The 25,271-nt window shown below is 30.4% G+C and carries 21 protein-coding genes; 14 read left to right on the top strand and 7 right to left on the bottom strand.

Features of this window, described 5'->3' with window-relative positions; translation table 11 throughout:
- Positions 1-2: 2 nt before the first annotated feature.
- The gene (locus tag ACOQN8_RS07855; protein ID WP_420552267.1) at positions 3-1,337 is read left to right on the top strand and encodes a hypothetical protein; all 1,335 of its coding nucleotides are present in this window, start codon (positions 3-5) and stop codon (positions 1,335-1,337) included.
- 47 nt (positions 1,338-1,384) lie between these two features.
- Here ACOQN8_RS07855 and ACOQN8_RS07860 read toward each other — a convergent pair whose 3' ends face one another.
- Genes ACOQN8_RS07860 through ACOQN8_RS07870 form a run of 3 tightly spaced genes read right to left on the bottom strand, consistent with a single transcriptional unit; the run spans position 1,385 to position 4,144 of the window.
- A complete protein-coding gene (locus tag ACOQN8_RS07860; RefSeq protein ID WP_420552268.1) occupies positions 1,385-2,485 on the bottom strand; it encodes a DUF3667 domain-containing protein in 1,101 nt (366 codons plus the stop codon).
- Positions 2,485-2,871 carry a Co2+/Mg2+ efflux protein ApaG gene (gene apaG, locus ACOQN8_RS07865; RefSeq protein ID WP_150900201.1) on the bottom strand — a complete coding sequence of 129 codons (387 nt, stop codon included), beginning with the start codon at positions 2,869-2,871 and terminating at the stop codon, positions 2,485-2,487. Before apaG ends, ACOQN8_RS07860 begins: the two co-directional genes overlap by 1 nt.
- Positions 2,872-2,923: 52 nt before the next feature.
- Entirely contained in the window at positions 2,924-4,144 is a 1,221-nt protein-coding gene (locus ACOQN8_RS07870) for a type IX secretion system plug protein (RefSeq protein WP_420552269.1), read from the bottom strand.
- Between the two features lie 161 nt (positions 4,145-4,305).
- Between ACOQN8_RS07870 and ACOQN8_RS07875 the strand changes: the two genes are divergently transcribed.
- The 13 genes from ACOQN8_RS07875 to ACOQN8_RS07935 all read left to right on the top strand — a co-directional run bounded on the left by ACOQN8_RS07875 (position 4,306) and on the right by ACOQN8_RS07935 (position 19,603).
- A complete protein-coding gene (locus tag ACOQN8_RS07875; RefSeq protein ID WP_420552270.1) occupies positions 4,306-5,658 on the top strand; it encodes a Na(+)-translocating NADH-quinone reductase subunit A in 1,353 nt (450 codons plus the stop codon).
- A gap of 3 nt (positions 5,659-5,661) precedes the next feature.
- Positions 5,662-6,867 carry an NADH:ubiquinone reductase (Na(+)-transporting) subunit B gene (locus ACOQN8_RS07880; protein ID WP_150900198.1) on the top strand — a complete coding sequence of 402 codons (1,206 nt, stop codon included), beginning with the start codon at positions 5,662-5,664 and terminating at the stop codon, positions 6,865-6,867.
- Between the two features lie 2 nt (positions 6,868-6,869).
- Entirely contained in the window at positions 6,870-7,631 is a 762-nt protein-coding gene (locus ACOQN8_RS07885; RefSeq protein WP_150900197.1) for a Na(+)-translocating NADH-quinone reductase subunit C, read from the top strand.
- Between the two features lie 3 nt (positions 7,632-7,634).
- On the top strand, positions 7,635-8,279 hold the full coding sequence (locus ACOQN8_RS07890) for an NADH:ubiquinone reductase (Na(+)-transporting) subunit D (protein ID WP_150900196.1): 645 nt from the start codon (positions 7,635-7,637) through the stop codon (positions 8,277-8,279).
- A 32-nt stretch (positions 8,280-8,311) separates the two neighbouring features.
- Positions 8,312-9,049, top strand: a complete 738-nt coding sequence (gene nqrE, locus ACOQN8_RS07895) for an NADH:ubiquinone reductase (Na(+)-transporting) subunit E (RefSeq protein ID WP_420552271.1) — start codon at positions 8,312-8,314, stop codon at positions 9,047-9,049.
- A gap of 2 nt (positions 9,050-9,051) precedes the next feature.
- Positions 9,052-10,365 carry an NADH:ubiquinone reductase (Na(+)-transporting) subunit F gene (nqrF, locus tag ACOQN8_RS07900; protein ID WP_150900242.1) on the top strand — a complete coding sequence of 438 codons (1,314 nt, stop codon included), beginning with the start codon at positions 9,052-9,054 and terminating at the stop codon, positions 10,363-10,365.
- 401 nt (positions 10,366-10,766) lie between these two features.
- The gene (locus ACOQN8_RS07905) at positions 10,767-12,122 is read left to right on the top strand and encodes a DEAD/DEAH box helicase (protein WP_420552272.1); all 1,356 of its coding nucleotides are present in this window, start codon (positions 10,767-10,769) and stop codon (positions 12,120-12,122) included.
- Positions 12,122-12,481, top strand: coding sequence for a Na(+)-translocating NADH-quinone reductase subunit F (locus ACOQN8_RS07910; protein ID WP_150900194.1), 360 nt, complete (start codon positions 12,122-12,124; stop codon positions 12,479-12,481). The genes ACOQN8_RS07905 and ACOQN8_RS07910 overlap by 1 nt, the downstream gene beginning before the upstream one ends.
- 338 nt (positions 12,482-12,819) lie before the next feature.
- Positions 12,820-13,392, top strand: a complete 573-nt coding sequence (locus ACOQN8_RS07915; protein WP_420552273.1) for a uracil-DNA glycosylase family protein — start codon at positions 12,820-12,822, stop codon at positions 13,390-13,392.
- Positions 13,393-13,419: 27 nt separating this feature from the next.
- A complete protein-coding gene (gene hflX / locus ACOQN8_RS07920) occupies positions 13,420-14,619 on the top strand; it encodes a GTPase HflX (protein WP_420552274.1) in 1,200 nt (399 codons plus the stop codon).
- Positions 14,620-14,979: 360 nt separating this feature from the next.
- A complete protein-coding gene (locus tag ACOQN8_RS07925) occupies positions 14,980-15,660 on the top strand; it encodes an energy transducer TonB (protein ID WP_420552275.1) in 681 nt (226 codons plus the stop codon).
- A gap of 352 nt (positions 15,661-16,012) precedes the next feature.
- Positions 16,013-16,735 (top strand): energy transducer TonB, encoded by a 723-nt coding sequence (locus ACOQN8_RS07930; protein ID WP_420552276.1) that lies wholly within the window; start codon positions 16,013-16,015, stop codon positions 16,733-16,735.
- A 54-nt stretch (positions 16,736-16,789) separates the two neighbouring features.
- Complete coding sequence (locus ACOQN8_RS07935) at positions 16,790-19,603, top strand: TonB-dependent receptor (RefSeq protein ID WP_420552277.1); 2,814 nt, start codon at positions 16,790-16,792, stop codon at positions 19,601-19,603.
- A gap of 67 nt (positions 19,604-19,670) precedes the next feature.
- On the opposite strand, the gene ACOQN8_RS07940 is transcribed toward ACOQN8_RS07935, so the two are convergent.
- The 4 genes from ACOQN8_RS07940 to ACOQN8_RS07955 all read right to left on the bottom strand — a co-directional run bounded on the left by ACOQN8_RS07940 (position 19,671) and on the right by ACOQN8_RS07955 (position 25,267).
- Positions 19,671-20,741 carry a CNNM domain-containing protein gene (locus tag ACOQN8_RS07940; RefSeq protein ID WP_272150679.1) on the bottom strand — a complete coding sequence of 357 codons (1,071 nt, stop codon included), beginning with the start codon at positions 20,739-20,741 and terminating at the stop codon, positions 19,671-19,673.
- An 89-nt stretch (positions 20,742-20,830) separates the two neighbouring features.
- On the bottom strand, positions 20,831-21,670 hold the full coding sequence (locus tag ACOQN8_RS07945) for a DUF3078 domain-containing protein (RefSeq protein ID WP_272150678.1): 840 nt from the start codon (positions 21,668-21,670) through the stop codon (positions 20,831-20,833).
- 80 nt (positions 21,671-21,750) lie between these two features.
- Positions 21,751-22,599, bottom strand: coding sequence for a DUF3078 domain-containing protein (locus ACOQN8_RS07950; protein WP_235275487.1), 849 nt, complete (start codon positions 22,597-22,599; stop codon positions 21,751-21,753).
- Between the two features lie 106 nt (positions 22,600-22,705).
- Positions 22,706-25,267, bottom strand: a complete 2,562-nt coding sequence (locus ACOQN8_RS07955; RefSeq protein WP_420552278.1) for a TonB-dependent receptor — start codon at positions 25,265-25,267, stop codon at positions 22,706-22,708.
- Positions 25,268-25,271 lie beyond the last annotated feature (4 nt).

Consider the following 25,271-nt stretch of genomic DNA (forward strand, 5'->3'; position numbering starts at 1 on the left):
AGATGATAAAAAAGATAGTATATTCTATTTTACTTATATTAAGTATCATATTTACAGTTGGGTTTTTTAGGTATAATCCAACTGTAAATTTATCTAATACTATACCTACTTCGGCAGAAGCCATTGTAAGAATTAATTTACGTGAAGCTGAATTTAACATTGTAAAAGATGTTGTGCTTCATCCACTTTCATATATAGATTTTGAAGAAAGTTCAGAATCAAATTCCGAGAAAAGAATTTCTTTTTTTGATCAAATAGAGATTCCTAATAATGTGTTTTTCTACACAAATTCAACTATTTTAAAAGATTTGTGGGTAAGCAGTCCTGTAGAAGTAAAAGATAAGGTTGGTCTTGTGAGCTTTTTAAAAAAAGAAGGAAAGTTGATAGGGAATAAAACCAGGATTGATTGTTTTATATATAAAAAGCTGTTTTTTCTTCTAAAAGAAAATAAGCTTAGTGTTGTTTATAGCTTAAAAAAAACAACAAATATAGATCGGGTGCTTAATACAGTTTTTGAAAAGAAAAGTTATTTGAATGAGAATGACGCAAAGCTTTTGAAACTAAAAAACAGTAATGGAGTAATAGCTTTTCAAAGTAAAGAGTTTGGTTTTTTTGAGCTTGAAAAAGATCAAGAAAAATTGATTTTAAAAGGAGGGTTGAATGAGGAGGATAGTCCTTTTTTAGCATACGATTCTCAGGAGTTAAAAGAAGGAATAGCTTCTTTTTCTGGAAGAATAAATAAAGAGTATCTTCTTTCTTCTATTGATGCAAAGAAAAAAGAAAAGTTTAAGAAGTTAACAAACTTATCTTTAGATTCTCTTCGTAATTATTGGAACGGAAAAATAGACTTTAGTTTAGAGTCTTTTCAAAGTAAAAACGATACTATTGTTACCTATGAATATGATGATGATTTTAATAAAGTTGAAAAAAAATCAATTCATAAAAGCTTATTACCTAATGTTTGTCTTAGAATAGGAGGGGATAAAGTTTACGAGTATTTGAAGAGAAATAAAGGAATTCAAAATGTAGAAGGAAAAGAGTTGTTGGTATTAAACCCACTTTTTAAAACCTATGCGAATAATGAAGAAGATGAATTGTTGATGTCTTCAACTTATGATACTGTGGGTGATTTTACAGTTGATAAAAAGAATAGGCTTTCAGTAGTTTTTAATGTAGAGAGTTATTTAGAAGAAAATAGAGGTCTTTATACGTTGTCCAATAAATATTTAAAACAGGTACAAAAAATTAAAGCTACGGTTAGTAACGATAATCAGCTAGAGTTGATTGTTTCTTTAAAAGAATCTTCTTTAAAATCAATTTATCAAGAGTTGAAATAAAAGCTAAAGTTTTATTTAGGTTTTACAAGTACAAGATAACTGACTTCTTAAATCAAAGCAAAGGATGCAGTTCCAACAATTACTATCCCTATAGTAGCTAAGAACAAATAAACCATATTTATTAAAGAGAATTTTACAAAGGTTTTGAAATAACCTTGTTTATAAAAGCTTTTCATGGCTATAAAGAGGTATATTAAGAAAAGAAGGGTAAATATACCTTCTTCGGCTGTTTGTGTAAAGAAATCTAAGATAATATACAGTGTAATTAATAGAAAGAAAACTGTTTGGGTGTGAAATACAAATATTAAATGCTCTACATAAGTATACCTTCTTCTTATGTAAAATATTTTTAGGAAAAATGTAAAAATAGGTAGTAAAATAAAGAGAGAAATAGAACCATAAGAAAGCATCTGATTTAAAAATTGTTCTCTCATTTCCTTTTTGTCTACAAAACTGTTTGCTACTTCAGCTCTACTATAAAAAAACCTGTTTAGGAAAGTCTTTTCGTATTTTAAACTATCTAATGCGTCATCGATATTGGCATCTGGATATTTACGGTTATATACAATAAATTCGTCTAGTCTAGTACCTCCACCAAAAGATATTTTACCAGGTATTTTACTATTTATAGAGTCGTTAGCTTTTTGGTTAACTTCGTCCAGAATAGTCTTTTTGGTAATGGAGTCAAGAGGTATTCTTTCAAGACGCTTGTTAGTTTCGTTTTTTAATGAATCAATGTTTATTTCTTTTTGAATTTCAGAAATTAAAGAGGTGTCTTTTTTAAGATTACCTTTGTTGAAGTTTTGAAATTTATTGTAGCTAGAAATTAAACCAAAAATTAAGAAGAAAATAATTGAAGTAGTTATATAAAAACGAAAAGGGTTAACGTATCTAGTACGCTTCCCTTCTATATAATCTCTAGAGACTTTACCGGGTCTAATAAGTAGCGGAATTAAAGTTTTCCAAAATTTGGCATCCCAAGAAATAAAACCAGCAAAAACTTCGCGAACAAAGCTTCTTAGAGTGATTCTTTTTCCTTTGTTTTTTTGGCCGCATTCAGGGCAAAATTTTTCATTTTGAATAAAAGGATGTCCACAATTTAAGCAATTAGGGTCTTTTATAATTGCTACTTTATTTTTTTTACCCATCAGTTTAAAGTAGGAGTCGTCGTTAGTTGAAATGTTGGTATCGTCACAAGAAATTCTTCTGAAGTTTCAAAGTTAATCATTTTATAATTTCCTTTCATAGCTCCAAGAGAAGAAAGTAAAAAACAATTAGATTTGTAACTATAAGACTCGTTAGGTTTTAAAGTAGGAGTTTCTCCAACAACTCCTCTTCCTTCAACATATTCAACATTGCTTAGGGCATCAAAAATAGTCCAAAAACGACCTAATAGCTTTACAGTGTCTTTCGAAGTGTTTTCGATAGATATGTAATAGCTAAAAGCATTTCGGAATCGATTTGCATGATAAATCGGACCATTGAATGTTGTTTTAACAGATATTTTTATCCCCCTAGTTATTTGCTGAAACATAGTATAAATATAAGGTTTTTTTACGTCTTAAGTCGTTTAAGACACTTGCAAATTACCTATTTTGGTTAAAATACCCCATACCAACTCCGATTACACGGTCGTAAGTTTCGCCGAAAGGTTTGTAATATACGATAACAGTATATTCGTTTTCGGTTTGAAAAAAAGAACCGTCGATTTCATTCAGATTAATCAGGTTATTCTTGTCCAGAGTAACATAACTATAGTTGTAAAAGCCTTGTTTAAGTAAAATAGAAGCTTCGTAAATTCTGCCTTTAGAGTTGTACTTCATTTTGTTTTCATCGGTTAGTCTATAGTTGTTGTAAGCGCCATAAACATAAATGCTTTTGTCTTCTAAAGGTTCAAAGGCGTCTAGTGAAAAATGTACCAACGAATAATCAGCTTCCGTATTTGGAAGATTAGAATCCATAGTTCTAATAATAAACTGACCATTAATATCAGGATTGTAGGTGTATATTTTATCTGCTCTTTGTTCGTCGGTGTATAAATAGCTATTGTAAATATCTTTACGTTCAACTTTTGCAATGTTTAAACTGGTTGTTCTTATAAACTTACTATCGAAGTTTAAGAATTCATTTCCACCCCAGAAATTAGTAGCAAGAGTATGATTATATAAAAGTTGTTGAGGTTTAATAAATTGAGGTTGGATATTGTTTATTGCTGTGCTCCAGTTATGGTTTTGAAATAGGGTAATGTTTATTTCTTGATTGGGATTGTTGATTTGTAAATCGGGGTGATTTACGGCAAATTGAACTGTTTGTTTTTGGTTGTTAGATTTGGTGTCTCTACTTCTAAATGCAGCCACACCAACCGTAGTAATATTTTCATAAAAAACACAGCGTCTAGTAAACACAACTTCGTAGTCTTCATCTAATACGGAAATTAGATAATTACCACTTTTAGTAATTACAGTATTTTGATTTGGTAAATCAACTGAATAATGAGTGTAGGGTTGTAATGTGTTAAAGGAGTTGCTGAAGTTGACTATTTCAATTTGGTCAAATCCATCAATGTATTGATTGGTAGTAATGTTACTAGGTTTCCAATCATGTGTCATGTGTTGTATTTTATATTGATATTCCTTGCTATCAGCATCTAAATCATCAAATGATAATGTTAGAACACTGCCTAAAGGAATAATAGCAGAAAATTGATTGTTGCTGTTTTTGGGGCGCAACTGAATCGTTTTTATGTTTTGAGCACCTAACTGAATTGAGAGGCTAAAAGAAATTAAAAATAAAATATGTTTTATCATAGATAGGAATGTATCAAAATATAGACCAAAGATAAACTTCTTTATTTAGAATAGGTATAAATAAAGAGAACTCTAAAAGATAAAAATACAAATGCTTACCAAAAAAATTGAAAATCTGTAAATTTGCATGTTTTTTAAGAAAATCAAATTAATCAGTTCCTATGTCAAAAGACATCCGTATTAAGAAAGGCTTGGACATCAAGCTAGTTGGCGAGGCAGAACAAGTTACTACCGAACTTCCATTGGGTAGTACATTTGCAGTAAAGCCAGATGATTTTCACGGCGTTATTCCTAAAATTTTAGCTAAAGAAGGTACAGAAGTAAAAGTAGGTCAAGCACTTTTTCATGCAAAAAGTGATGAGCGTATTTTATTTGCTAGTCCTGTTAGTGGAAAAATTACAGAAATCGTTCGTGGAGCACGAAGAAAAGTTTTAGCAATTAAAATCACTGCTGATGCACAGCAGGAATACAAAGATTTTGGAAAGAAAGATGTTGATTCAATGTCTGGAGAAGAAGTGAAAAATCACTTATTTGCTTCAGGTTGTTGGCCATTTGTAAAGCAACGTCCATACGATATTGTAGCAAATCCAAATCAAGCACCAAAAGCAATTTTTGTATCAGCCTACGCAAGTGCACCTCTAGCAGCAGATTATGATTATGCATTAAAAGGTAAGGAAGCTGAATTACAGGCAGCTTTAACTGCGTTAACAAAGTTAACAGAAGGTAAAGTACATGTGTCAGTTGCAAAAAATTCAACATTATCTCCATTCAAGAGCATGAAAGGTGTTGAATTGCACAATGTATCAGGTCCGCACCCAATAGGGAATGTAAGTACACAAATAGCACAAATTGACCCGATAAACAAAGGGGAAGTTGTGTGGGTAGTTACTCCACAAGACTTAGTAATAATAGGTGAACTATTATTAACAGGTAAATTTAATGCAAAACGTACCGTTGCTTTAGCTGGTTCTAAGTTTAATAAGCCACAATATGTTACTGTTTTAGCTGGAGCTCAAATAGCTGATGTAGTTAAAGGAAATTTAGATGCAGATAATGCACGTGTAGTTTCAGGAAACATATTAAGTGGATTACAAGTTGATGAAAACGGTTTCTTAGGATACTATGATAATCAGGTAACTGCAATTCCAGAAGGAGATGATTATGAATTCTTCGGTTGGAATAAACCAGTATTTAATAAAATCTCAACTTCTAGAGCATTAACTTTTTCTTGGTTAAACCCAAAGAAAAAATACGATTTAAATACAAATACTAATGGGGAGCATAGAGCTTTTGTAGTAACAGGTTCTTACGAAGAAGTATTTCCATTAGATATCTATCCGTTGCAATTATTAAAAGCTTGTATGTATAAAGATCTTGACGAAATGGAAGGATTAGGAGCATATGAAATTGCACCAGAAGATTTTGCGTTAACAGAATTTATTTGTGTATCTAAACAACCTCACCAGAAAATAATTCGTGAAGGATTAGATTTAATGAGAGAAGAATTAGGATAAGATATGGGCTTAAAACAAAATTTACATAATTTAAAAGAAAAGTATAAAGGAACTAAAATGGCTCCGCTATTTAATGGTTTCCATACTTTCTTATACTTGCCAAATGAGACAACTCACGGAGGAACTCATATCAAGGCAGCAGATGATTTAAAACGTACAATGAATATAGTAATTATGGCGTTAGTTCCATGTTTACTATTTGGTATGTTTAATGCAGGATATCAACACCACGCAGCTATTAATGGATTTACAGAAGGAATGTCTTTCTTCAGTGGAGAATTTTGGAACTTAGACAATTTATTAGTTGGAGCAGCTAAAATATTACCATTAGTAATTGTTTCTTATGTTGTTGGTTTAGCAATAGAATTTGTATTCTGTATCATTAAAGGACATGAAATAGAAGAAGGATACTTAGTAACAGGAATGTTAGTTCCGTTAATTGTACCTATAGATTTACCATTATGGATGTTAGCAGTTGCAGTTGCATTTGGAGTTGTAATTGGTAAAGAAGTATTTGGAGGAACAGGAATGAATATCTTAAATCCAGCATTAACAATCCGTGCATTTTTATTCTTCGCATATCCAACTTGGATGTCGGGAGATAAAGTATGGGTAGCTGGAGCAAGAGAATTAGCAGGAACTGCTGATGCAATTTCAGGAGAAACAATGTTAGGAAGTTTAGCGCAAAATGCTACAACTAATTTCTCAGTGTCAGATATGTTCTTCGGATTTATTCCAGGTTCGGTAGGAGAAACATCCACTTTCTTAATTTTATTAGGAGGTTTATTCTTAATCTTTACAAAAATTGGTAGCTGGAGAATTATGTTATCTTCAGTAATTGGAGCCTTAGTAATGGGATTCATCTTTAACCAAGTTGTAGAAATGGGATGGATTGGTGAAACAAGTAAGTTTTACGGATTAATGAGTTTAGACTTCTGGAAACATTTATTAATTGGTGGTTTTGCATTTGGAGCAGTTTATATGGCTACAGATCCAGTATCGGCTGCACAAACAAACAAAGGAAAATGGATTTACGGTTTCTTCATTGGATTTATTTCAATCATGATCCGTGTATTTAACCCAGCTTATCCAGAAGGAGTAATGTTAGCTATTTTATTAATGAACGTATTTGCTCCAACAATTGATCACTATGTGGTTCAAGGAAATGTTAAGAGAAGATTAAAACGTGCTAAAGTTAAAACTGCCTAATTATGAGTAAGAAAACAGAAAGCAATGGATATACGCTACTTTTTGCCATAGGTATGGTATTAGTAGTAGGAGCTTTGTTAGCGTTTACAGCATCATCGCTTCGACCAATGATTGATGGAAATAAACGTATAGAAAAGCAACAAAATATTTTATACGCAATGGGTGTAAATGAAAACGATGAAAGCAGTGCAATCTTTGTTTCAAAAGACAAAGTAGCTGATGAGTTTTCAAAATACATCAAAAAACAATTAGTTATTGAAGGAGACAAAGTAACTGAAGATGACAAAGCGTATTTAATTGATGTTAAAAAACAACAAACATCTGCAAAAGCAGGAAATGAAAGAAAGTTACCATTATTTGTTGGTGAAAAAGACGGTAAAACGTTTTATATAGCACCAATTAGAGGTAAAGGTCTTTGGGATGCTATTTGGGGATATGTTGCAATGGATGCAAATATGGTAGTTCAAGGAGCTTTCTTCGATCACAAAGGAGAAACACCAGGATTAGGAGCTAACATTAAGCAACGTTATTTTATGGACGATTTTATCGGTGAAAATTTAATGAGCAATGGTGTTTTTAAAGGAATTACTGTTTCTAAATCGAATAACGATCCGAAGAATGAAGATAAAAATGATAATGAAGTAGATGCAATTGCAGGAGCTACAATTACTGGAGACGGTGTTGCTGCTATGATTAAGTCAGAGTTAGGATTATACTTACCTTTCTTCAAGTCATTAAAAGAATCTAATAAAATAAAATTATAAGATATGGGACTTTTATCAAAGAAAGACGCAGCGTTAATTACTGACCCATTAGCAGATAATAACCCAATTACAATTCAAGTATTAGGTATTTGTTCTGCATTAGCAATTACAGCAGAATTAAAGGCATCTATTGTAATGTCTATTTCTGTATTATTTGTATTAGGAATAGGAAATGTAGTAATCTCTTTAATGAGAAACATTATACCATCAAAAATTAGAATTATTGTACAGTTAGTAGTAGTAGCTGCTTTAGTAATTATTGTAGATCAGGTATTAAAAGCTTTTGCTTATGAATTAAGTAAAACCTTATCTGTATTCGTAGGATTAATTATTACCAACTGTATTATCATGGGGCGTTTTGAAGCATTTGCTTTAGGAAATGGACCATGGAGATCATTTTTAGATGGAATTGGAAATGCTTTAGGATATGCTGTAATTTTAATTGCAGTAGGTTTCTTTAGAGAATTATTAGGTTCTGGTACTTTATTAGGATTTAAAGTATTAGGAGACCCAATTGAAAAGACTGGATTATATTCTATTGGATATGAGAATAACGGATTCATGTTATTATCACCAATGGCATTAATCGTTGTAGGTATTATTATTTGGGTACAACGTAGTAGAAACAAAGCATTAATTGAAGACTAACATCGTTAGATTTCATTAAAAAAATATAGAAAATGGAACATATAGAATTATTTTTCAAGTCGATATTTATAGATAACATGGTTTTTGCTACGTTCTTAGGAATGTGTTCTTACTTAGCAGTATCTAAAAAAGTATCAACAGCTGTAGGTTTAGGAGCTGCTGTAATATTCGTATTAGCAGTAACTGTACCAATTAACTGGTTGTTAGATCAATATTTATTACAGCCAGGAGCTTTATCTTGGTTAGGAGCAGAGTATGCAGACTATGATTTAAGTTTCTTATCATTTATCATGTTTATTGCAACAATTGCAACCATGGTACAATTAGTAGAAATTATTGTAGAGAAATTTGCACCAGCTTTATACAACTCTTTAGGTATTTTCTTACCGTTAATTGCAGTAAACTGTGCAATTTTAGGAGGGTCTTTATTTATGCAATCTCGTGAAATTCCAACATTAGGTTTATCATTAACTTATGGAATTGGATCAGGAATTGGATGGTTTTTAGCAATTTTAGCTATTGCAGCTATTCGTGAAAAAATTAGATATTCATCTGTGCCACCAGCGTTAAGAGGATTAGGAATCACTTTTATCATTACTGGTTTAATGGCTATCGGATTCATGAGTTTTGGTGGAATGTTAACAGGAGGAGATGACGAAGGAAAAAAAGAAGAAGCTCCTAAAGCAGAAATCAAAATAGAAGAGAAGAAGCAAGAGATAAAAGAGGATACTAAAGAATTAGCTGATAACACTAAAAAAATTACAGAATAATGATGTTTTTAGAAGTAAGTACTGGAGGAACAGTAGCTGTAACTGTAGTAGCATTCTTAGCAATTGTATTAGTTTTAGTAGGATTGTTATTATTTGTAAAACAAAAATTAGCACCATCGGGACCTGTAAAGATTACGATTAACGGTGATAAAACAATTGAAGTAGCTTCAGGAGGTACCTTATTATCTACCTTAGGAAACGAAAAAATCTTCTTACCATCAGCATGTGGTGGAGGTGGATCATGTGTACAATGTGAGTGTCACGTAAATTCAGGTGGAGGTGAAGCTTTACCAACAGAAACTCCTCACTTTACACGTAAAGAATTACAACACGGTATCCGTTTAGCATGTCAAGTAAAAGTAAAACAAGACATGGATATTTCTATTCCTGAAGAAATTTTTGGAATTAAGAAATGGGAAGCAACAGTAGTACGTAACTATAACGTAGCAACTTTTATTAAGGAATTCGTAGTTGAAATTCCTGAAGAAATGGACTATAAAGCTGGAGGATATATTCAGATTGAAATTCCTGAGTGTGAGATTAAATATTCAGATATGGATATTACAGCACATCCACAAGATCATCCAGGTGAACCAAATAAATTTGAGGCTGATTGGGATAAGTTTAATCTTAGACCATTAGTAATGAAGAATACTGAAATAGTAGAAAGAGCATATTCTATGGCTTCTTACCCTGCAGAAGGGCGTGAAATCATGTTAAATGTTCGTGTTGCAACACCTCCTTTCGACCGTGCTAAAGGTGGATGGATGGATGTTAATCCAGGTGTAGCATCATCTTATATTTTCAACCAAAAACCAGGAGATAAAGTAACTATTTCAGGACCTTATGGTGAGTTCTTTATCAATGAATCTGAAGCAGAAATGTTATATGTAGGTGGAGGAGCTGGTATGGCACCAATGCGTTCGCACATTTATCACTTATTTAAAACTTTAAAAACTGGTAGAAAGGTTACATATTGGTATGGAGGTCGTTCTAAAGCAGAATTATTTTACATTCACTACTTTAGAGCATTAGAAAAAGATTTTCCAAACTTTAAGTTCTACTTAGCTTTATCAGAGCCTTTAGAGCAAGATAACTGGAAAGTTAAAAAAGATATTAACGATGAGGCTGGAGATGGTTTCGTTGGGTTTATTCACCAAGTTGTAATAGACCAATATTTATCTAAACATGATGCCCCAGAAGATTTAGAATTATACTTCTGTGGACCACCATTAATGAACAAAGCAGTACAAAAAATGGGAGAAGATTTTGGTCTTGATGACGAAAACATCCGATTTGATGACTTTGGAGGATAGAAATATTTCTCTTTATATAAAAAAACCAACGCATAGCGTTGGTTTTTTGCTTTTTAGAAATAATTAGAAGCCATTCGGAAAGTATTTTGATTAATTCTATGTTTTTTTGATGATACTTGCTCTTAAAATCACCCATTATGGGTGATTTTAAGGGGATACTTAATTAATACTTTTGAACAAAAATAATCATGAGTTGTCCAAGATGTAATTCAAAATATTTAAGAATAAAGAAAAAAACAGTTATTCAAAAACTATTTTCATCTAGCAGAAAATATAAATGCTTTCATTGTAAGTGTATTTTTATGAGAGTGCTTTTGATGAATAAAGTTTATTTTTTTTCAAAATAATATAGATGTTGTACTTGGTGATAGAAACCGTACCTTTGCACAAATTTTGCATAAATGATTTCTTTTCAGGATTTAGACTTATCAAACGCGTTACGTAATTCAATAGAAGACCTTGGTTTTGTTAATCCAACACCAATACAAGAACAGGCTTATCCTATTGTAAGGTCGGGTAAAGATGTTGTAGGTATAGCACAAACAGGTACAGGTAAAACCTTTGCCTATATGTTGCCAATACTTAGAGATTTAAAGTTCTCTAAACAGCAACATCCTAGAGTACTTATTTTAGTACCTACAAGAGAGTTGGTTGTACAGGTAGTTGAGGAGATTGAAAAATTAGCAAAATATATAACACTGCGTACAATTGGTGTTTATGGAGGTGTAAATTTAAATCGCCATAAGGAAGCTGTAATGCAAGGAGCAGATATTATAGTAGCCACACCAGGACGCTTATATGATTTAGCATTGAGTAATGTGTTAAAGTTGAAATCAATTCAAAAGTTAGTAATAGATGAAGTTGATGTAATGCTAGATTTAGGATTTAGATTTCAATTACTAAACATTTTTGATATACTTCCTCCAAGACGTCAAAATATTATGTTTTCAGCAACAATGACTGAAGATGTTGAAGCCTTGATCGATGATTTCTTTATAGGGCCTAAGAAAATAGCAATAGCAGTTAGTGGTACACCATTAGATAATATAAAACAAGTGTGTTATGATGTTCCAAACTTTTATACAAAGGTTAATTTATTAAACGAATTGCTATTAGATAAATCGGAGTTTAGTAAAGTATTAATTTTTGCACCTAACAAAAGAAATGCTGATAGATTATTTGAATGCCTAAAAGAGGAGTATCCTTCACAATCATGTGTAATTCATTCAAATAAGACTCAGAACTATCGTTTACGATCTATTGAGCAGTTTAATAAAGGAGAAAAGAGAATTTTAATAGCTACAGACGTTATTGCACGTGGTTTAGACTTAGAAGAAGTTACACATGTAATTAATTTTAATACACCACATTTTCCAGAAAACTATATGCATAGAATTGGTCGTACTGGTCGAGCTGAACATGAAGGAAAAACAATATTATTTTCAACAGAAAAAGAGCAAGAGGCTAAAAAGCGTATTGAGGAATTGATGAATTATGAGATTCCTAAGTTAGATATTCCAGAGCAAGTTGAAATAACGAAACAATTAACTGAAGAAGAGCGACCAAAAGAAGAGCGAGAAATTTCCAAAAATAGAACATCACAAGAATATGTTCCGGGACCAGCTTTTCACGAAAAGAAAGAAAAAAATAAAAAAACAAATCAAGGTGGTTCTTATAGAAGAGAAATTGCTAAAAAGTATAAGAAACCAAAAACTAGAGGAGATAAAAACTACAATAAAAGAAACAAAAGAAAGTAATGAGAGCACTTACAGAGCAAGAACTTCATAATTTAGGAATGAATATTGTGGGGAAAGAACTGCAAGAAAAAGGCTTTGAATTTGTTGCAATTAATAGTGAGCTAAAAAGACATCCTCAGTTTGTTTTGTTTAAAAAGGGAGAACCCACAATTTTTGTGATTGTAAAAACTACCAATAATATTCAATCACCTGAGGAATATGATGTTTTATGGATGGAAACATTTAAAGAGCATGCAAAAAAACACAATGCAAAAGTTTGGTTTGCAGGTGTAGGTATAGCAAATGCAGAAAGTGTAGATCTGCCAGTTTTTAAGGATCAGCCATACTATGTGGCGTTTAATGACTTTATAAAGTTTTAAAAATATTGTTTTTTTAGATTGTGTTTAACAAATTATAAAACACTCAATACCATTTATACATAATAATTTACCATTCATACATGGTTTTGTAATTTACTGGTAAACAGTGTTTTAAATCCTTATATTTGCATAAGGGGAATTAATAAATACAATCATGAAAAAAAAATTACTTAAGGGGATTCAAAATTTTTTTAAAAACATTTTAGCTCGGTTAGCTGAGTTTGGAAAAGCTGCTGGTTACGCAATTAACCACTAAGCAATAACAAATTTTGAAAAAGGAACACTCGTTTTATGATAAGACGAGTGTTTTTTTTGTGCTTTAATGTTAACTTTATCAAATGAAAGAGTTGTTATTAGAGATACAGAAATGTAGAGTATGCGAAAACTTTATTGAACCAAGACCAGTGGTGTTTGCAAATAAGGATTCAAAAATTATTATAATAGGTCAGGCACCTGGGACTAAAGTTCATAAATCTGGAATACCTTGGGATGATGCAAGTGGTAAACAACTAAGAGCTTGGCTAGGAGTTACTAATGAACAATTTTATAATGTTACTAATTTTGGGATTATTCCAATGGGGTTTTGTTATCCGGGAAAAGGAAAATCTGGAGATTTACCACCAAGAAAAGAATGTGCTCCTAAATGGCATGAGCTATTGATAAATAAGATGCAAAACGTAGAATTGGTATTGTTGATTGGGATGTATGCACAGAAATATTATTTAAAAGAAGCAGCTAAAAAGACATTAACAGAAACAGTAAATCATTACGAAGAATATTTACCAAAGTATTTTGCTTTGCCACATCCATCTCCAAGAAATAGATTTTGGTTAACTAAAAATCCATGGTTTGAAAAGGATATTTTACCAGAATTAAAGAAAAAAGTAACGAAAATAATATCGAGGAGCTAAGTTGATAAATTTGTACTTTTGCACCTTATGATAGAAACACGTGAAGCCATATCTGAAAAAGCGGTTTTAATTGGTATTATAACCCAACATCAAGACGAAAAACAATCAGAGGAATATTTAGATGAATTAGAGTTTTTAACTTTAACAGCTGGAGGAGTAGCAGTTAAGCGTTTTGTGCAAAAATTAGATAAGCCTAACCCAAAAACTTTTCTAGGAACAGGAAAGTTAGAAGAGGTAAGAGCTTATATAGAATCGCACAATATAGGAACAGCAATTTTTGATGATGAATTATCTCCTGCACAATTAAGAAATATAGAGAATTTTTTAAACTGTAAAATACTAGATAGAACAAATTTAATTCTAGATATTTTTGCAAATAGAGCTCAAACAAGTTCAGCCAAAGCGCAGGTAGAACTTGCTCAATATCAATACTTATTACCACGATTAACAAGAATGTGGACTCACCTTGATAAACAAAAAGGAGGTATTGGTATGCGTGGACCAGGAGAAACGGAGATAGAAACAGACCGTCGTATAATTCGTGATAAGATATCATTGCTTAAAAAGAAGTTAGTTACTATTGATAAGCAAATGGCTGTTCAGAGAAAGAACAGAGGTAAAATGGTACGAGTAGCTCTGGTTGGTTATACAAATGTAGGAAAGTCTACATTAATGAATGTAGTAAGTAAAAGTGATGTTTTTGCAGAAAACAAGCTATTTGCAACATTAGACACAACAGTTAGAAAAGTAGTGATTAAAAACATTCCTTTTCTAATGACAGATACTGTTGGATTTATTAGAAAATTACCTACTCAATTAGTAGAGTCATTTAAATCAACTTTAGATGAAGTTAGAGAAGCAGATTTATTATTACATGTAGTAGATATTTCTCATCCAAATTTTGAAGACCATATTGCGTCTGTAAATAAAATATTAGATGAGATAAATTCCGTTCATAAACCTACTGTAATGGTTTTTAATAAAATAGATGCTTATACACATGAAGTTATTGATGAAGATGATTTAATAACCGAGAAAACAAAAGCACATTATACACTTTCTGACTGGGAAAAAACATGGATGAAAGATATAGAAAAAGAAAGTATTTTTATTTCAGCGTTAAATAAAAGTAATTTAGAGGATTTTAAAGAAAAGGTATATGAAGAGGTAAAAAAAATCCATATACAACGCTTTCCGTATAACGATTTCTTATACCAAGAATATTAAAACTTTAACATAACTTGATAAACGTTTAACCTAAAAAGAACTTGAATATTTTGTTATTTAAGTTCTTTTTTATTATATTTAGATTCCCTTAATAAATAAAAGATATATTTTTTAAGTAGTTATAAATCAGTTTTTTTAACCATTTTAACCCCCTGAAAATGAGAAATAACACACTTACCCAGAATAGAATATTTGACCATTTCCTTGATCATTTTTTTCAAATAAAAAACTAGCTACGACTATCTAGTCAATTTTTTTATCATTTAACTTATAAAAAATCAAGAAAGGATTTTAAAACGATAGATTATCTCTATTGTTTAAAAACTCAGATTTTATATACGTTAATCTAATTTGATTTAAATGAAAAATGTACTCACAATATTATTGATGTTCTTCACTGTAACACAAATTTTCTCTCAGGAAGTTTGTGAGACGAAGAATGAAGTAATAATTGATGTAAATGAGATTAATAAGTGTAAGGTAAAAGAAATAAAAATTACCAAAAAGCCTAATAAAAAAGATGTAATAATTTCAAGCAAGAGGTATTTTAAAAAGCGTACATACTTAAGTAAAGCTGTTTTATTAGCAGGTGATTTAAAAACAAACAATATTACTGGTATTAAAACAGACAATGAATTAGAAAAACATTCCTTAAAAGAAATTAAAAGTGTAGAGAAAAAAGAAATGAATGTTTCTTTCGATGTTGTAGAGCAAATCCCGATGTTTAAAAATTGCTCAGATTCTACATTAGATGCATTTGATTGTTTTAATCAAGAAATGGAAAAGCATATAACAGACAACTTTAGATATCCTGAAAAAGCATTGGAAAGAGGTATTGAAGGAAGTTTAAATGTGAGCTTTGTAATAGATTCTTATGGAGAAGTTAAGGATATTAAGATAGAAGGAGAAAATGTCCACAAAATTTTAAGAAAAGAAGCAGAAAGAATAGTTTCATTATTGCCAGATTTTAAACCAGGAAAACATAAAAATAAATCTATAGATGTATTATATGAATTTCCTATAGTTTTCAGTTTAGAGTAATAATATTTAACAATATAATTAAAAGCCCATCAATTTGATGGGCTTTTTGTATATATATTTAATACTAGAACTCAATTTTTTCTTAAATTTTACTATTGAATAGAAAAGAATTCTAGTTTTTATTAAAAAATACACTCGTTTATATGAAAAAATCATAAAAACGAGTATTTTCTATGTTAAAAAATTGTAAATATTAAATTTTAGTATAAAATTTGCAGTCTCTAAGGTGTATTATATTCCCTCCCCCTAAAAAACTGTTAAAAAAACAGCCTTAGTGAAAGTTATAAACAGGCTTATCGACTTTAATTCTGTTGTAATTGTTAAATAACCATAACACTAATACCCCATAAGTATGAGAAAGTTATTATTTTTAATATTAGCTTCTTCTTTTTCTATTAATTTGGTAGCCCAAAAAGAAGTCTGTGAAACACCAGAGGATTCTTTTGATGTAAATAGTATAACAAAGTGTACTATAAAAGAATCAAAAAAAAGTAAAAAAACAAGACAAATTACGGTTAGAGTATCGTCTTCTAGAAGTAGATACCTAAAAAAGAGGGAAGATATTAAAAAACGTTCTGCAGTTAATAATGCTTCTCACTTAAATACTTCAGGAGTTTCAAGTATAGATAGTTCTTCAGAGTTAAAAGAATCATTAGCTCTTAAAAATAATATAGCAAATATTACTAATAATTTATCAGCAGAAGAATTAAGAAAAGCTTCTAAGTTTAGTGCTGTTGATAAAATACCTTTATTCGAATCTTGTAGAAACTCGAAAAAGAGTGATAGAATGAACTGTTTTAATATGGAAATGATTAAACATATTCAAAAGTATTTCCGTTATCCAGGTAAAGCAGTCAGAGAAAGAATTCAAGGAGATGTTTGGATCCGTTTTGTTATAGATAAAAACGGAAACATTTCGAATGTAAAAACTTTAGGACCAAAAGGAGGAGAGATTTTAAATGATGAGGCTAAAAGAGTAGTCGCTCAACTACCTAGGTTTATACCTGCAAAGAAAAATGGGGAAAAAACTTCCGTTAAATATGGTTTCCCTATTTCATTTTCTTTGGAAGAATAATTAGTAATTCTTCCAATCTTTATTTTTAAATACTACAATTAAAAACCCTTATTTATGAACAAAAAATTACTTATTGTTTTTTTTGCCTTATATAGTATTGTGTCAATGGCACAAACTATAAGTGGTAAAGTCTATGATGAATACTTAGAACCTTTCCCAGGGGCTAGTGTTAAAACATCAAAGCAAAAAACTAACACAGATATCGATGGTAATTTTTCTTTAACAAAGCAAGAGACTTTTCCATTTACCATAGAAGTATCTGCTATAGGTTATAAAACTGAAATAGTTGAAGTAACAGAAGCAAATCAAGAGTTAAATATAATTCTTAAAGAGAGTACATCTTTAGATGAAGTTGTAATTTCAGCATCAAGAGCTCCAGAGAGAATTATAGAATCGCCAGTAACAATTGAACGTTTAGGGTTAAACGATATTAAAAAGAACACAGCGTTGTCTTTTTATGATGGTTTAGCTAATTTAAAAGAGGTAGATGTAAACGAAAATAGTATCGGATTTAAATCTGTAAATACTAGAGGTTTCTCCCCTTTTGAAAATACTCGTTTTGTACAGTTAATTGATGGAGTAGATAATTCAGTGCCAATCTTTAATTTCTCTGTAGGAAATTTAGCAGGTATTTCTGAATTAGATGTTGAAAGTGTAGAGATATTACCAGGAGCAGCATCAGCACTTTATGGGGCAAATGCATTTAATGGTATCTTATTAGCTAAAAGTAAAAATCCATTTGAATACAATGGTATAAGCACATACATTAAATCAGGTATTACAAGTCAAAATGCAGCAGGTAATAATGAGTTTTATAATGTTGGTGTACGTATGGCATATGCATTTACAAATAAGTTAGCTGCTAAGGTTAATTTAACGTATTTTGAAGGAGAAGATTGGCATGCAGATGATATTCAAAATACTACAGGAATTGGTGGTGTAGTTACATCTGGTTATAGAATAGCAGGTGATATAGGTTCAGATCCAAATTATGATGGGGTAAACGTTTATGGAGATGAAGTATCTCAGGATTTAGAGCGATTAGTTTTAGGAAGCAATAATCCAGCTATAAATGCTTTAGCACCATTATTCCAAGGAGGAGTTGATGTAAGTAGAACAGGTTATAAAGAAAAAGAGTTATTAGATTATAAGGCAAATAGCTTAAAGTTTGATGCTTCATTACACTACCGCCCTTTTGGGAATGAAGATTTAGAGATTGTTTGGAATTCACGTTATAATAGAGGAGATAATAATGTATATCAAGGAGTAAATAGATATTCGTTAAAAGATTTCTTTTTACAACAGCATAAATTAGAGTTAATTGGTAAAAACTATTTTGTTAGAGGATATTATTCAGAAAATGATGGAGGTAATTCTTTCGATACACGTTTTGCAGCTATTAACTTAAACGAAAGATGGAAATCAAATAACCAGTGGTATTCAGAGTATATAGGAGCTTATGCAGCTGCCTTTACAGGTAATATTCCAGGAGTACCAGCAAATAATGCGCAAATAGCTCACTTAACAGCAAGAACTCAAGCAGATTCTGGAAGATTAGTTCCAGGAACACCAGAATTTGAAGCAGCATTGAATGAAGTAACTTCAGATGCAAGTTCAGGAGTAAAGATTTTTGATAAATCAGCTTTTTATCATGCAGATGCTAACTATAACTTTAGAGATATTATAGATTGGGGAGAAATACAAGTAGGAGGTAGTTACCGATTATTTAAATTAAACTCTCAAGGTAACATTTATACCGATTCAAATTCTAGAATTTCATTTGATGAGTTCGGTTTTTATACACAGTTACAGAAAAAGTTTTTAGACAATCGTTTAAAGTTTACAGGTTCAGTGCGTTATGATAAGTCAGAAAACTTTAAAGGAAATTTTTCACCTAGGGTATCGTTAAGTTATGGTTTAGGAGAAAATAAAGATCACGTATTAAGAGGATCTTTCCAAACAGGTTTCCGTAATCCTACAACACAAGATCAGTATATTGGTTTCTTTAGTGGAGCAACTCATATATTAGGAACAGCAGGAGAGAATTTAGATAGATATTCAGTTACTGTTACTAATAGAGGAGCAAATGCACCATCTACAACATCAGTATTAACAGGTAGAGATGCAATTAATAGATCTTTTTCTGCTCTTTCAGTAGCAAATGGAACTCCATTGCAAGCAAATTATGGTTTAGTAAAACCAGAGAAAGTAAGGTCTTTTGAGGCAGGATACCGTGGAGTATTTAATTTAACAGATACTAATTTATTAGAGATTGATTTAAATGGATATTATAACGATTATGAAGACTTTTTAACTGAAAAAGTTGCATTCGTTGCTCACTATGGAAGTTTTGATGCTAACGGAGTTCCGGATCAGGATTTAGTAAATGCATGGAATAATAGAGATTTAACTCGTTTTTCAATTAAAACAAATTCTAATGCTGATGTTTCTTCATACGGAGCAGGTTTAGGTTTAAAAACGAAAATATTTAAGAAATTTGATGTTGGATTAGCTTATAACTGGGCTAGATTTACTTTTGATAAGAGTACAGACGTTGAGTTTAAGCCAGGGTTTAATACACCAGAGCATAAAGTTAAGTTCCAGTTTGGAAATCCAAATATATTAAAGAACTTAGGATTTAATGTAAATGTACGTTGGCAAGATAAGTTTGTGTGGGAGTCTAGATTCTTAGATGGTATTGTAGATGCAAGAACTATTTTAGATGCTCAAATTAACTATAGTGTACCTTCTTTAAAATCAAGGTTTAAATTAGGTGGAACTAACTTAACAGGAAAAGAATATATAGTAGCACCAGGTTCTGGTTTAATAGGTTCTATGTATTATTTATCTTGGACAATTAACGATTAAAAGTTAAAATAATAATATAAAAAAGGAGAAGCATTATGCTTCTCCTTTTTGTTTTATAAAATAAAACTTATTCTTCTTTGTCGTCTATAATTCCTAAACGTTTAGCACGTTGTTCCCAGCTTTTTCTAGCTAAGCTTTGTAAGTCAGCAACATTATCGCTTTCATCCATTATTTCATAACCTAATAAAGTTTCTATAACATCTTCTTGGGTTACTAAACCGCTTACTGTGCCATATTCATCAACAACAAGAGCTAAGTGTTCTCTTTGTTCTATTAGCTTTTCAAATAAGTTAGGAATAGATAATTCTCTATTAGCTATAATAATGTCTCTTTTAATCGATTTTAAAGGCTCATTTCCTTTATTTTCAACCATAGCAAGTAATAACTGGTCTTTTAAAATATAGCCAGTAATATTATCTGAATTTTCAGAGTACACAGGAATTCTTGAAAAGCGTAAAAGTCTATTGTCTTCAAAGAAAGATTGAATAGTTTGATTTTCGTCTGCGGTAACAATTACTGTACGAGGGGTCATAATATGCTTTGCCTGAACATCTTTAAAGTTTAGCATGTTTTTAATAACTTTACTTTCACTTTCTTGAAAAACTCCCTCTTGTTCGGCAATATCAGTCATGGCAGAAAAATCCTCTCTACTTAAAACACTTTCACCATGTCCGCCTTTACCAAACATTTTAGTGAATAGTTGAAGTATCCATATGATTCCGGTGTATTTAAATAATATAATTAAAAAGCTTAATGCTTTTGTTGTAAAATTAGCTAATCCCTTCCAGTAAGTAGCTCCTATGGTTTTAGGAATAATTTCAGAGGCAACTAAAATTAAAATAGTCATTACAAAAGACACCCAAAAAACTCCATTACCTTCACCTCCAAAAGCTTCTTCAGCTTGTGTACCAACTAATATAGCACCAACAGTATGTGCAACAGTATTTAGAGTTAAAATAGCAATTAAGGGTTTGTCAACATCTTTTTTAATTTCTTCTAATTTAGTTGCAAAAGCTTTTCCTTCTTTCTTTTTTAGATTGATAAATGTAGGAGTTACACTTAATAATACTGCTTCTAGAATAGAGCATAAAAAGGAAAAGAGAATAGATAAAGTAGCGAAAACTATTAATAAAGTCATTTTTTTATTTTTTTGGCTAAAATAAGGAAAAAAGAAACCTCAAAGGTTTCCCTCTGAGGTTTGTTTGTATTATTGTTATTAGGTGTTAATTAAAAACCATAGTTAACTCCTAAACCAAATACTTCTCTTGTTTGAAACCCTTTAAATGCATTATCATCATAAATAGTTTGCATAGAAAGGTTTGCAGATAAATATTTATTAATCTTCATAACTACGTTTACAGTATAATCAAGATCTACATTTTGAAAATCCTCTAAATAGTTACTGTATAAGTTTAAAATATTCTCAACAGAAACGTTTTCCATAATGACAAATTTATAGTATGCATTAACAGCTGCACCCAATTCATAACGAGTAGATTCACCTTGAGCAACACCAAATGCAGGTCCTGCAACAGTTAAATCGCTATCAACAACTACCAATTTAGAAGTAGCAGGAGCGATGTTTATTTTTAAATTATCAGATTTTTTCCATAACATACCTGGTCCAAATTGGAAATAGGCAGGTGAGAAAAAATGTGAAGTTTGAACTCCATTTGCAAATGTAGAAGACATTTGTGTTTTAAAGTTGAAAAAAGCAGAATAGTACCAATATCCTGAAGCTTTTTTACCAACTAAAGAGTTTAACTCAAAACGATCGTCTGTCTTTTGTAAATCTTGACCTCTTAATTTAGTTAAACCATACGAAGCAATTATTTTATTATCCCAAGTCCAATCGCCTTTAGCATAGTTAAAATCATAATTTAAACCTAGAGTTCCAGAAATATTGTTAGTCCCTCCAGCTAACCAGTTATTAAATGCAGACTGATTGAATAAAAAAGAGATGTTACCACTTTTTTTCCAACCTTCTTTTGGTTCTTCTTTTTTTTCTTCTTGTGCATTAACTGTTAAAGCTCCAAATAATACAGCAATAGCTAATAGTTTTTTCATTGGTATGTTTTTATATTTAAATTCTTTTTTTGTGCAAAAATTACACTTCCCTTACTTTAGACAAAGTTATTTATTAAAAGTCACTTTTTATGAAAGATATAATTCAGTCCTAAACCAAATACTTCTTTAAATTGTATTTTACTAGAAGCGTCATCATCAATTATAGCATGAAATCCAACATTAGTAGAAAGATACTTGTTTATTTTCACAAAGAAGTTCAATTGATAATCAATATCAATATTTTGAGGTTTTTGTAAATAATCAGAATAGATGGATACTATATTTTCCATAATAACATCTTTCATTATAGCATATTTAAAATAGGCAGATAAATTGAAACCTAAACTGAAACTTGTGTTTCTATTTTCTTTTACACCATATTTTCCTGAGAACTGATCGGAAACAAAAGTAAAACGGGAAGTTGCTGGTGCAATATTTATTCTTGCGTTATCAGATTTTTTCCAAAGCATACCGGGTCCAAAACTCCAATAAGCAGGGGCAAAAAAATCAGAAACCAATACTTTAGGGTCGGTTTTATAATTATATCCTTTAGTGTATTGAGTTTTAAAATTACTAAAGAAAGAAAAGAACCAATACTTTTTAGCCTTTAAACCAAGTAATGAATTGTATTCAAAACGATCATCGGTTTTTTGCAATCCTGAACCACTTATATGGCTTATACCATAAGCACTTATAATTTTATTATCCCAGTTCCAGTTTCCTTTTTTATAGTTAAAATCATAATTCAAACTAATATTTCCAGCAATAGTATTGTTACCTCCTGCTGTCCAATTTGAAAAGGAAGATTGGTTGAATAAAAAAGTAGATTTACCTAATACAGTCCATTTTTTAGGAATGCTATCTTTTTTTTGTTGCGAATACATTATACTAGCAACACTTATAAAAAGTATTAAAAATAACTTTTGCATCGATTATATTTTAAAACTATTGTCTATTAATTAGTTAGACTAACATTAAAAAAATCAGCAAATATATTTATACTTTACGAAATAAATAAATTACAACTTTATGTTTTTAAAAACTTAACCTAAAACTTACGTTTGGGGTAAAACCTAAAGATTCTGTATTTTGTTCTATTAGTTTTCCTTCATCAAAACCATTTTTATTTTCTTTAACAATATCATAGGTTCTTTTAAGAATGTTTTTTTTATTTAGAATGTTCAATAATGAGATATTGAATCTTCCTTTTACGGTTTTCTTTTTATTCATATAAAAATCATATCCCGCTGAAAAATCTAACCTAGAAAAATTAGGAAGCCTACTATCATTAATGCCGTTTCTTTCAATAAAGTAATTGTTAGCTAAACCATTATTAGAAGTGAATGGAATTCCTATTCTATAAGTATAACCTAATGAAAAATTATATTCTTTATATTTAAAATTGTTAGCTAAATAAAAGGAATGAGTAACATCAAAATTACCAGTAAACTCTTTATTGTCATTAAAATCATTGATAAGAAAAGTAGTTTTTCCTGTATGATAACTTAACCAAGTATTATAATTTTTCCAGTTCTTCTTTATTAAAAAGTCTAAACCAAGTGTTTTCGATTTACCTGTTAAAATATCCCTTGTAAAAGAATCAAATCCACTAGTTAAAGAGGTAATCCCTTTTATTTCTCTTTTATAAACATCTAAATCAATTAACCAATTATTTTGATTGAATAAAGCTCCAATAGTGATTTGTTGACTTTCTAATAAAGGAATGTCTTTTTGATTAGATAGTGCCCATAATTGATTTTCCAAACCAAAATCGGTAGTATAAAATTCAACTATTCGACTAATATTTTGTTGTTTTATTTCAAAAGAACTACTTAACCAAAATTTAGGTAAAACTTGTATTTGACTGTATATTCTAGGTTCAAAAGTGGTTTTGTTTAATAAAGAAAAGTGATTTGCTCTTGCTCCTAAGCTTACTGTGATGTTTTTATTTTTGTTGTACAGGTACTCAGTAAAAAAAGAATGTGATTGGTTGATGTCACTTTGAGTTGAAGATTTTTCTACAAAAAGAAGATCATTTTTTTTACTTAAAAGAAAGTAAACATCATTATAAGCATATTGATATCCCATACTAACTCTAGAGCTCGTGTTTATTTTATAGTCAAAACTAGTGCTAATGTCTAGATTTTTAACATGATTATTTTTTGTCGTAAAAGCATACGATGCGTTATCTTTCTCTTTATTGTTTCTATATTTTAAATTATAATCAGAATAACTAATAGTAGTTTTACTACTCATTTTTGAATTCCATTGTTTATCCCATCCTATATTATAACCATCATTTTTTATTAATAAATCATCACTTCTTTGATCATTAAAATCGGAAGAGAAAAAAGAGTGGTCTAAGGAGTTTTTAATGCTAATTTGACTGAGTGATATTTTATCTTGTTTAGTTGGGTTATAAATTATTTTAGTGTTAAAATCTTGAAAGAAAAAATCGGTGTTAATTTTAGCATTTATCTCTTCAACCAATTTTTTATCTTTAGATATGGTAGTGTGTTGAAAAGCTTTTTGAGATAATTGCCTGTATGTGGGAGTATTCAATACATCAGTAATTGAACGTCTTCCAGAAACTGATATGCTTAATTTGGGAGAAATAGGTAGACTAACATTAGCATCAGCATGTGTAAAGTTCATTCCTACAGAACCTTTAATTTTTGATGGGATGTCGTTACCAGTTTCAACGTTAATAACGCCTCCAATATGATTACCGTATTTAGCTTTAGAAGCACCTCTGTATACTTCAACCTTATCTATAGTTTCAGGATTCAAGGCAGATATGGCTCCAAAGAAATGCGAAGCTGTAAATAGTTTTATTTGATTGAATAATATTAAGTTCTGATCCGGAGTACCACCACGAATGTGCATTCCAGTAGCCGTTTCATCAACATTTACTATTCCTGGTAATTGTTGAACTGTATAAAAAACATCTGGTTCAGTTAAACCGGGAATAATGTCTTGGTTTTTAGGTTTAAAAACTATAGCACCATCAATGGTTTTAGATAATCCATTAGTTAAATAATTAGTTATGACTATTTCATTTAATACTGCATTTTCTTCTTCTAAAGATAAAGAAAAACAGTTTTCTTTAGAAAAATTAGCAACAGCTCTTTTTTTTGATTTAAATCCGACAAAGGAAATGTTTATGGTATCAGTGATATATAGATTTCTTAGCTCGAAGTAACCATCAATATTGGTTTGAGTACCTATGTTTTTATTTTTTAAAGTTATAGTAGCACCAATTAAAGGTTCTTTATTGTGTTTAGAAAAGAGATTTCCACAAATGTTTACTCTATTCTTAAGTCTTGAAATAGCATACCTGTTTTTAGATATTTTTTTAAAATTAAGTTTAGAGTATTTTTCTAAACCTTTGATGATAGAGCTTATGTCTCTGTCTTTTCCAGATTTAAAAGGAACCTTTTGATTATTAACAATTTCATCTGAAAAAGAAAATTTAACATTGTATAAATCACTTAACTCGATTAAAACATCTTTTAAATGTCTCAATCGAGTCGTTTTGTTTTGAGTAAATACAGATAAGGATAAACTCAGCAATACGAAACATATCAGTTTCTTCATATAA

The organism is Tenacibaculum aiptasiae (assembly GCF_965221665.1).
In the GTDB taxonomy this organism is placed as follows: Bacteria; Bacteroidota; Bacteroidia; order Flavobacteriales; family Flavobacteriaceae; genus Polaribacter; species Polaribacter aiptasiae.

Coding starts and splice junctions, on each gene's coding strand:
- ACOQN8_RS07855 (WP_420552267.1), top strand. CDS start 3: ATGATAAAAAAGATAGTATATTCTATTTTACTTATATTAAGTATCATA.
- ACOQN8_RS07860 (WP_420552268.1), bottom strand. CDS start 2,485: ATGGGTAAAAAAAATAAAGTAGCAATTATAAAAGACCCTAATTGCTTA.
- apaG (WP_150900201.1), bottom strand. CDS start 2,871: ATGTTTCAGCAAATAACTAGGGGGATAAAAATATCTGTTAAAACAACA.
- ACOQN8_RS07870 (WP_420552269.1), bottom strand. CDS start 4,144: ATGATAAAACATATTTTATTTTTAATTTCTTTTAGCCTCTCAATTCAG.
- ACOQN8_RS07875 (WP_420552270.1), top strand. CDS start 4,306: ATGTCAAAAGACATCCGTATTAAGAAAGGCTTGGACATCAAGCTAGTT.
- ACOQN8_RS07880 (WP_150900198.1), top strand. CDS start 5,662: ATGGGCTTAAAACAAAATTTACATAATTTAAAAGAAAAGTATAAAGGA.
- ACOQN8_RS07885 (WP_150900197.1), top strand. CDS start 6,870: ATGAGTAAGAAAACAGAAAGCAATGGATATACGCTACTTTTTGCCATA.
- ACOQN8_RS07890 (WP_150900196.1), top strand. CDS start 7,635: ATGGGACTTTTATCAAAGAAAGACGCAGCGTTAATTACTGACCCATTA.
- nqrE (WP_420552271.1), top strand. CDS start 8,312: ATGGAACATATAGAATTATTTTTCAAGTCGATATTTATAGATAACATG.
- nqrF (WP_150900242.1), top strand. CDS start 9,052: ATGTTTTTAGAAGTAAGTACTGGAGGAACAGTAGCTGTAACTGTAGTA.
- ACOQN8_RS07905 (WP_420552272.1), top strand. CDS start 10,767: ATGATTTCTTTTCAGGATTTAGACTTATCAAACGCGTTACGTAATTCA.
- ACOQN8_RS07910 (WP_150900194.1), top strand. CDS start 12,122: ATGAGAGCACTTACAGAGCAAGAACTTCATAATTTAGGAATGAATATT.
- ACOQN8_RS07915 (WP_420552273.1), top strand. CDS start 12,820: ATGAAAGAGTTGTTATTAGAGATACAGAAATGTAGAGTATGCGAAAAC.
- hflX (WP_420552274.1), top strand. CDS start 13,420: ATGATAGAAACACGTGAAGCCATATCTGAAAAAGCGGTTTTAATTGGT.
- ACOQN8_RS07925 (WP_420552275.1), top strand. CDS start 14,980: ATGAAAAATGTACTCACAATATTATTGATGTTCTTCACTGTAACACAA.
- ACOQN8_RS07930 (WP_420552276.1), top strand. CDS start 16,013: ATGAGAAAGTTATTATTTTTAATATTAGCTTCTTCTTTTTCTATTAAT.
- ACOQN8_RS07935 (WP_420552277.1), top strand. CDS start 16,790: ATGAACAAAAAATTACTTATTGTTTTTTTTGCCTTATATAGTATTGTG.
- ACOQN8_RS07940 (WP_272150679.1), bottom strand. CDS start 20,741: ATGACTTTATTAATAGTTTTCGCTACTTTATCTATTCTCTTTTCCTTT.
- ACOQN8_RS07945 (WP_272150678.1), bottom strand. CDS start 21,670: ATGAAAAAACTATTAGCTATTGCTGTATTATTTGGAGCTTTAACAGTT.
- ACOQN8_RS07950 (WP_235275487.1), bottom strand. CDS start 22,599: ATGCAAAAGTTATTTTTAATACTTTTTATAAGTGTTGCTAGTATAATG.
- ACOQN8_RS07955 (WP_420552278.1), bottom strand. CDS start 25,267: ATGAAGAAACTGATATGTTTCGTATTGCTGAGTTTATCCTTATCTGTA.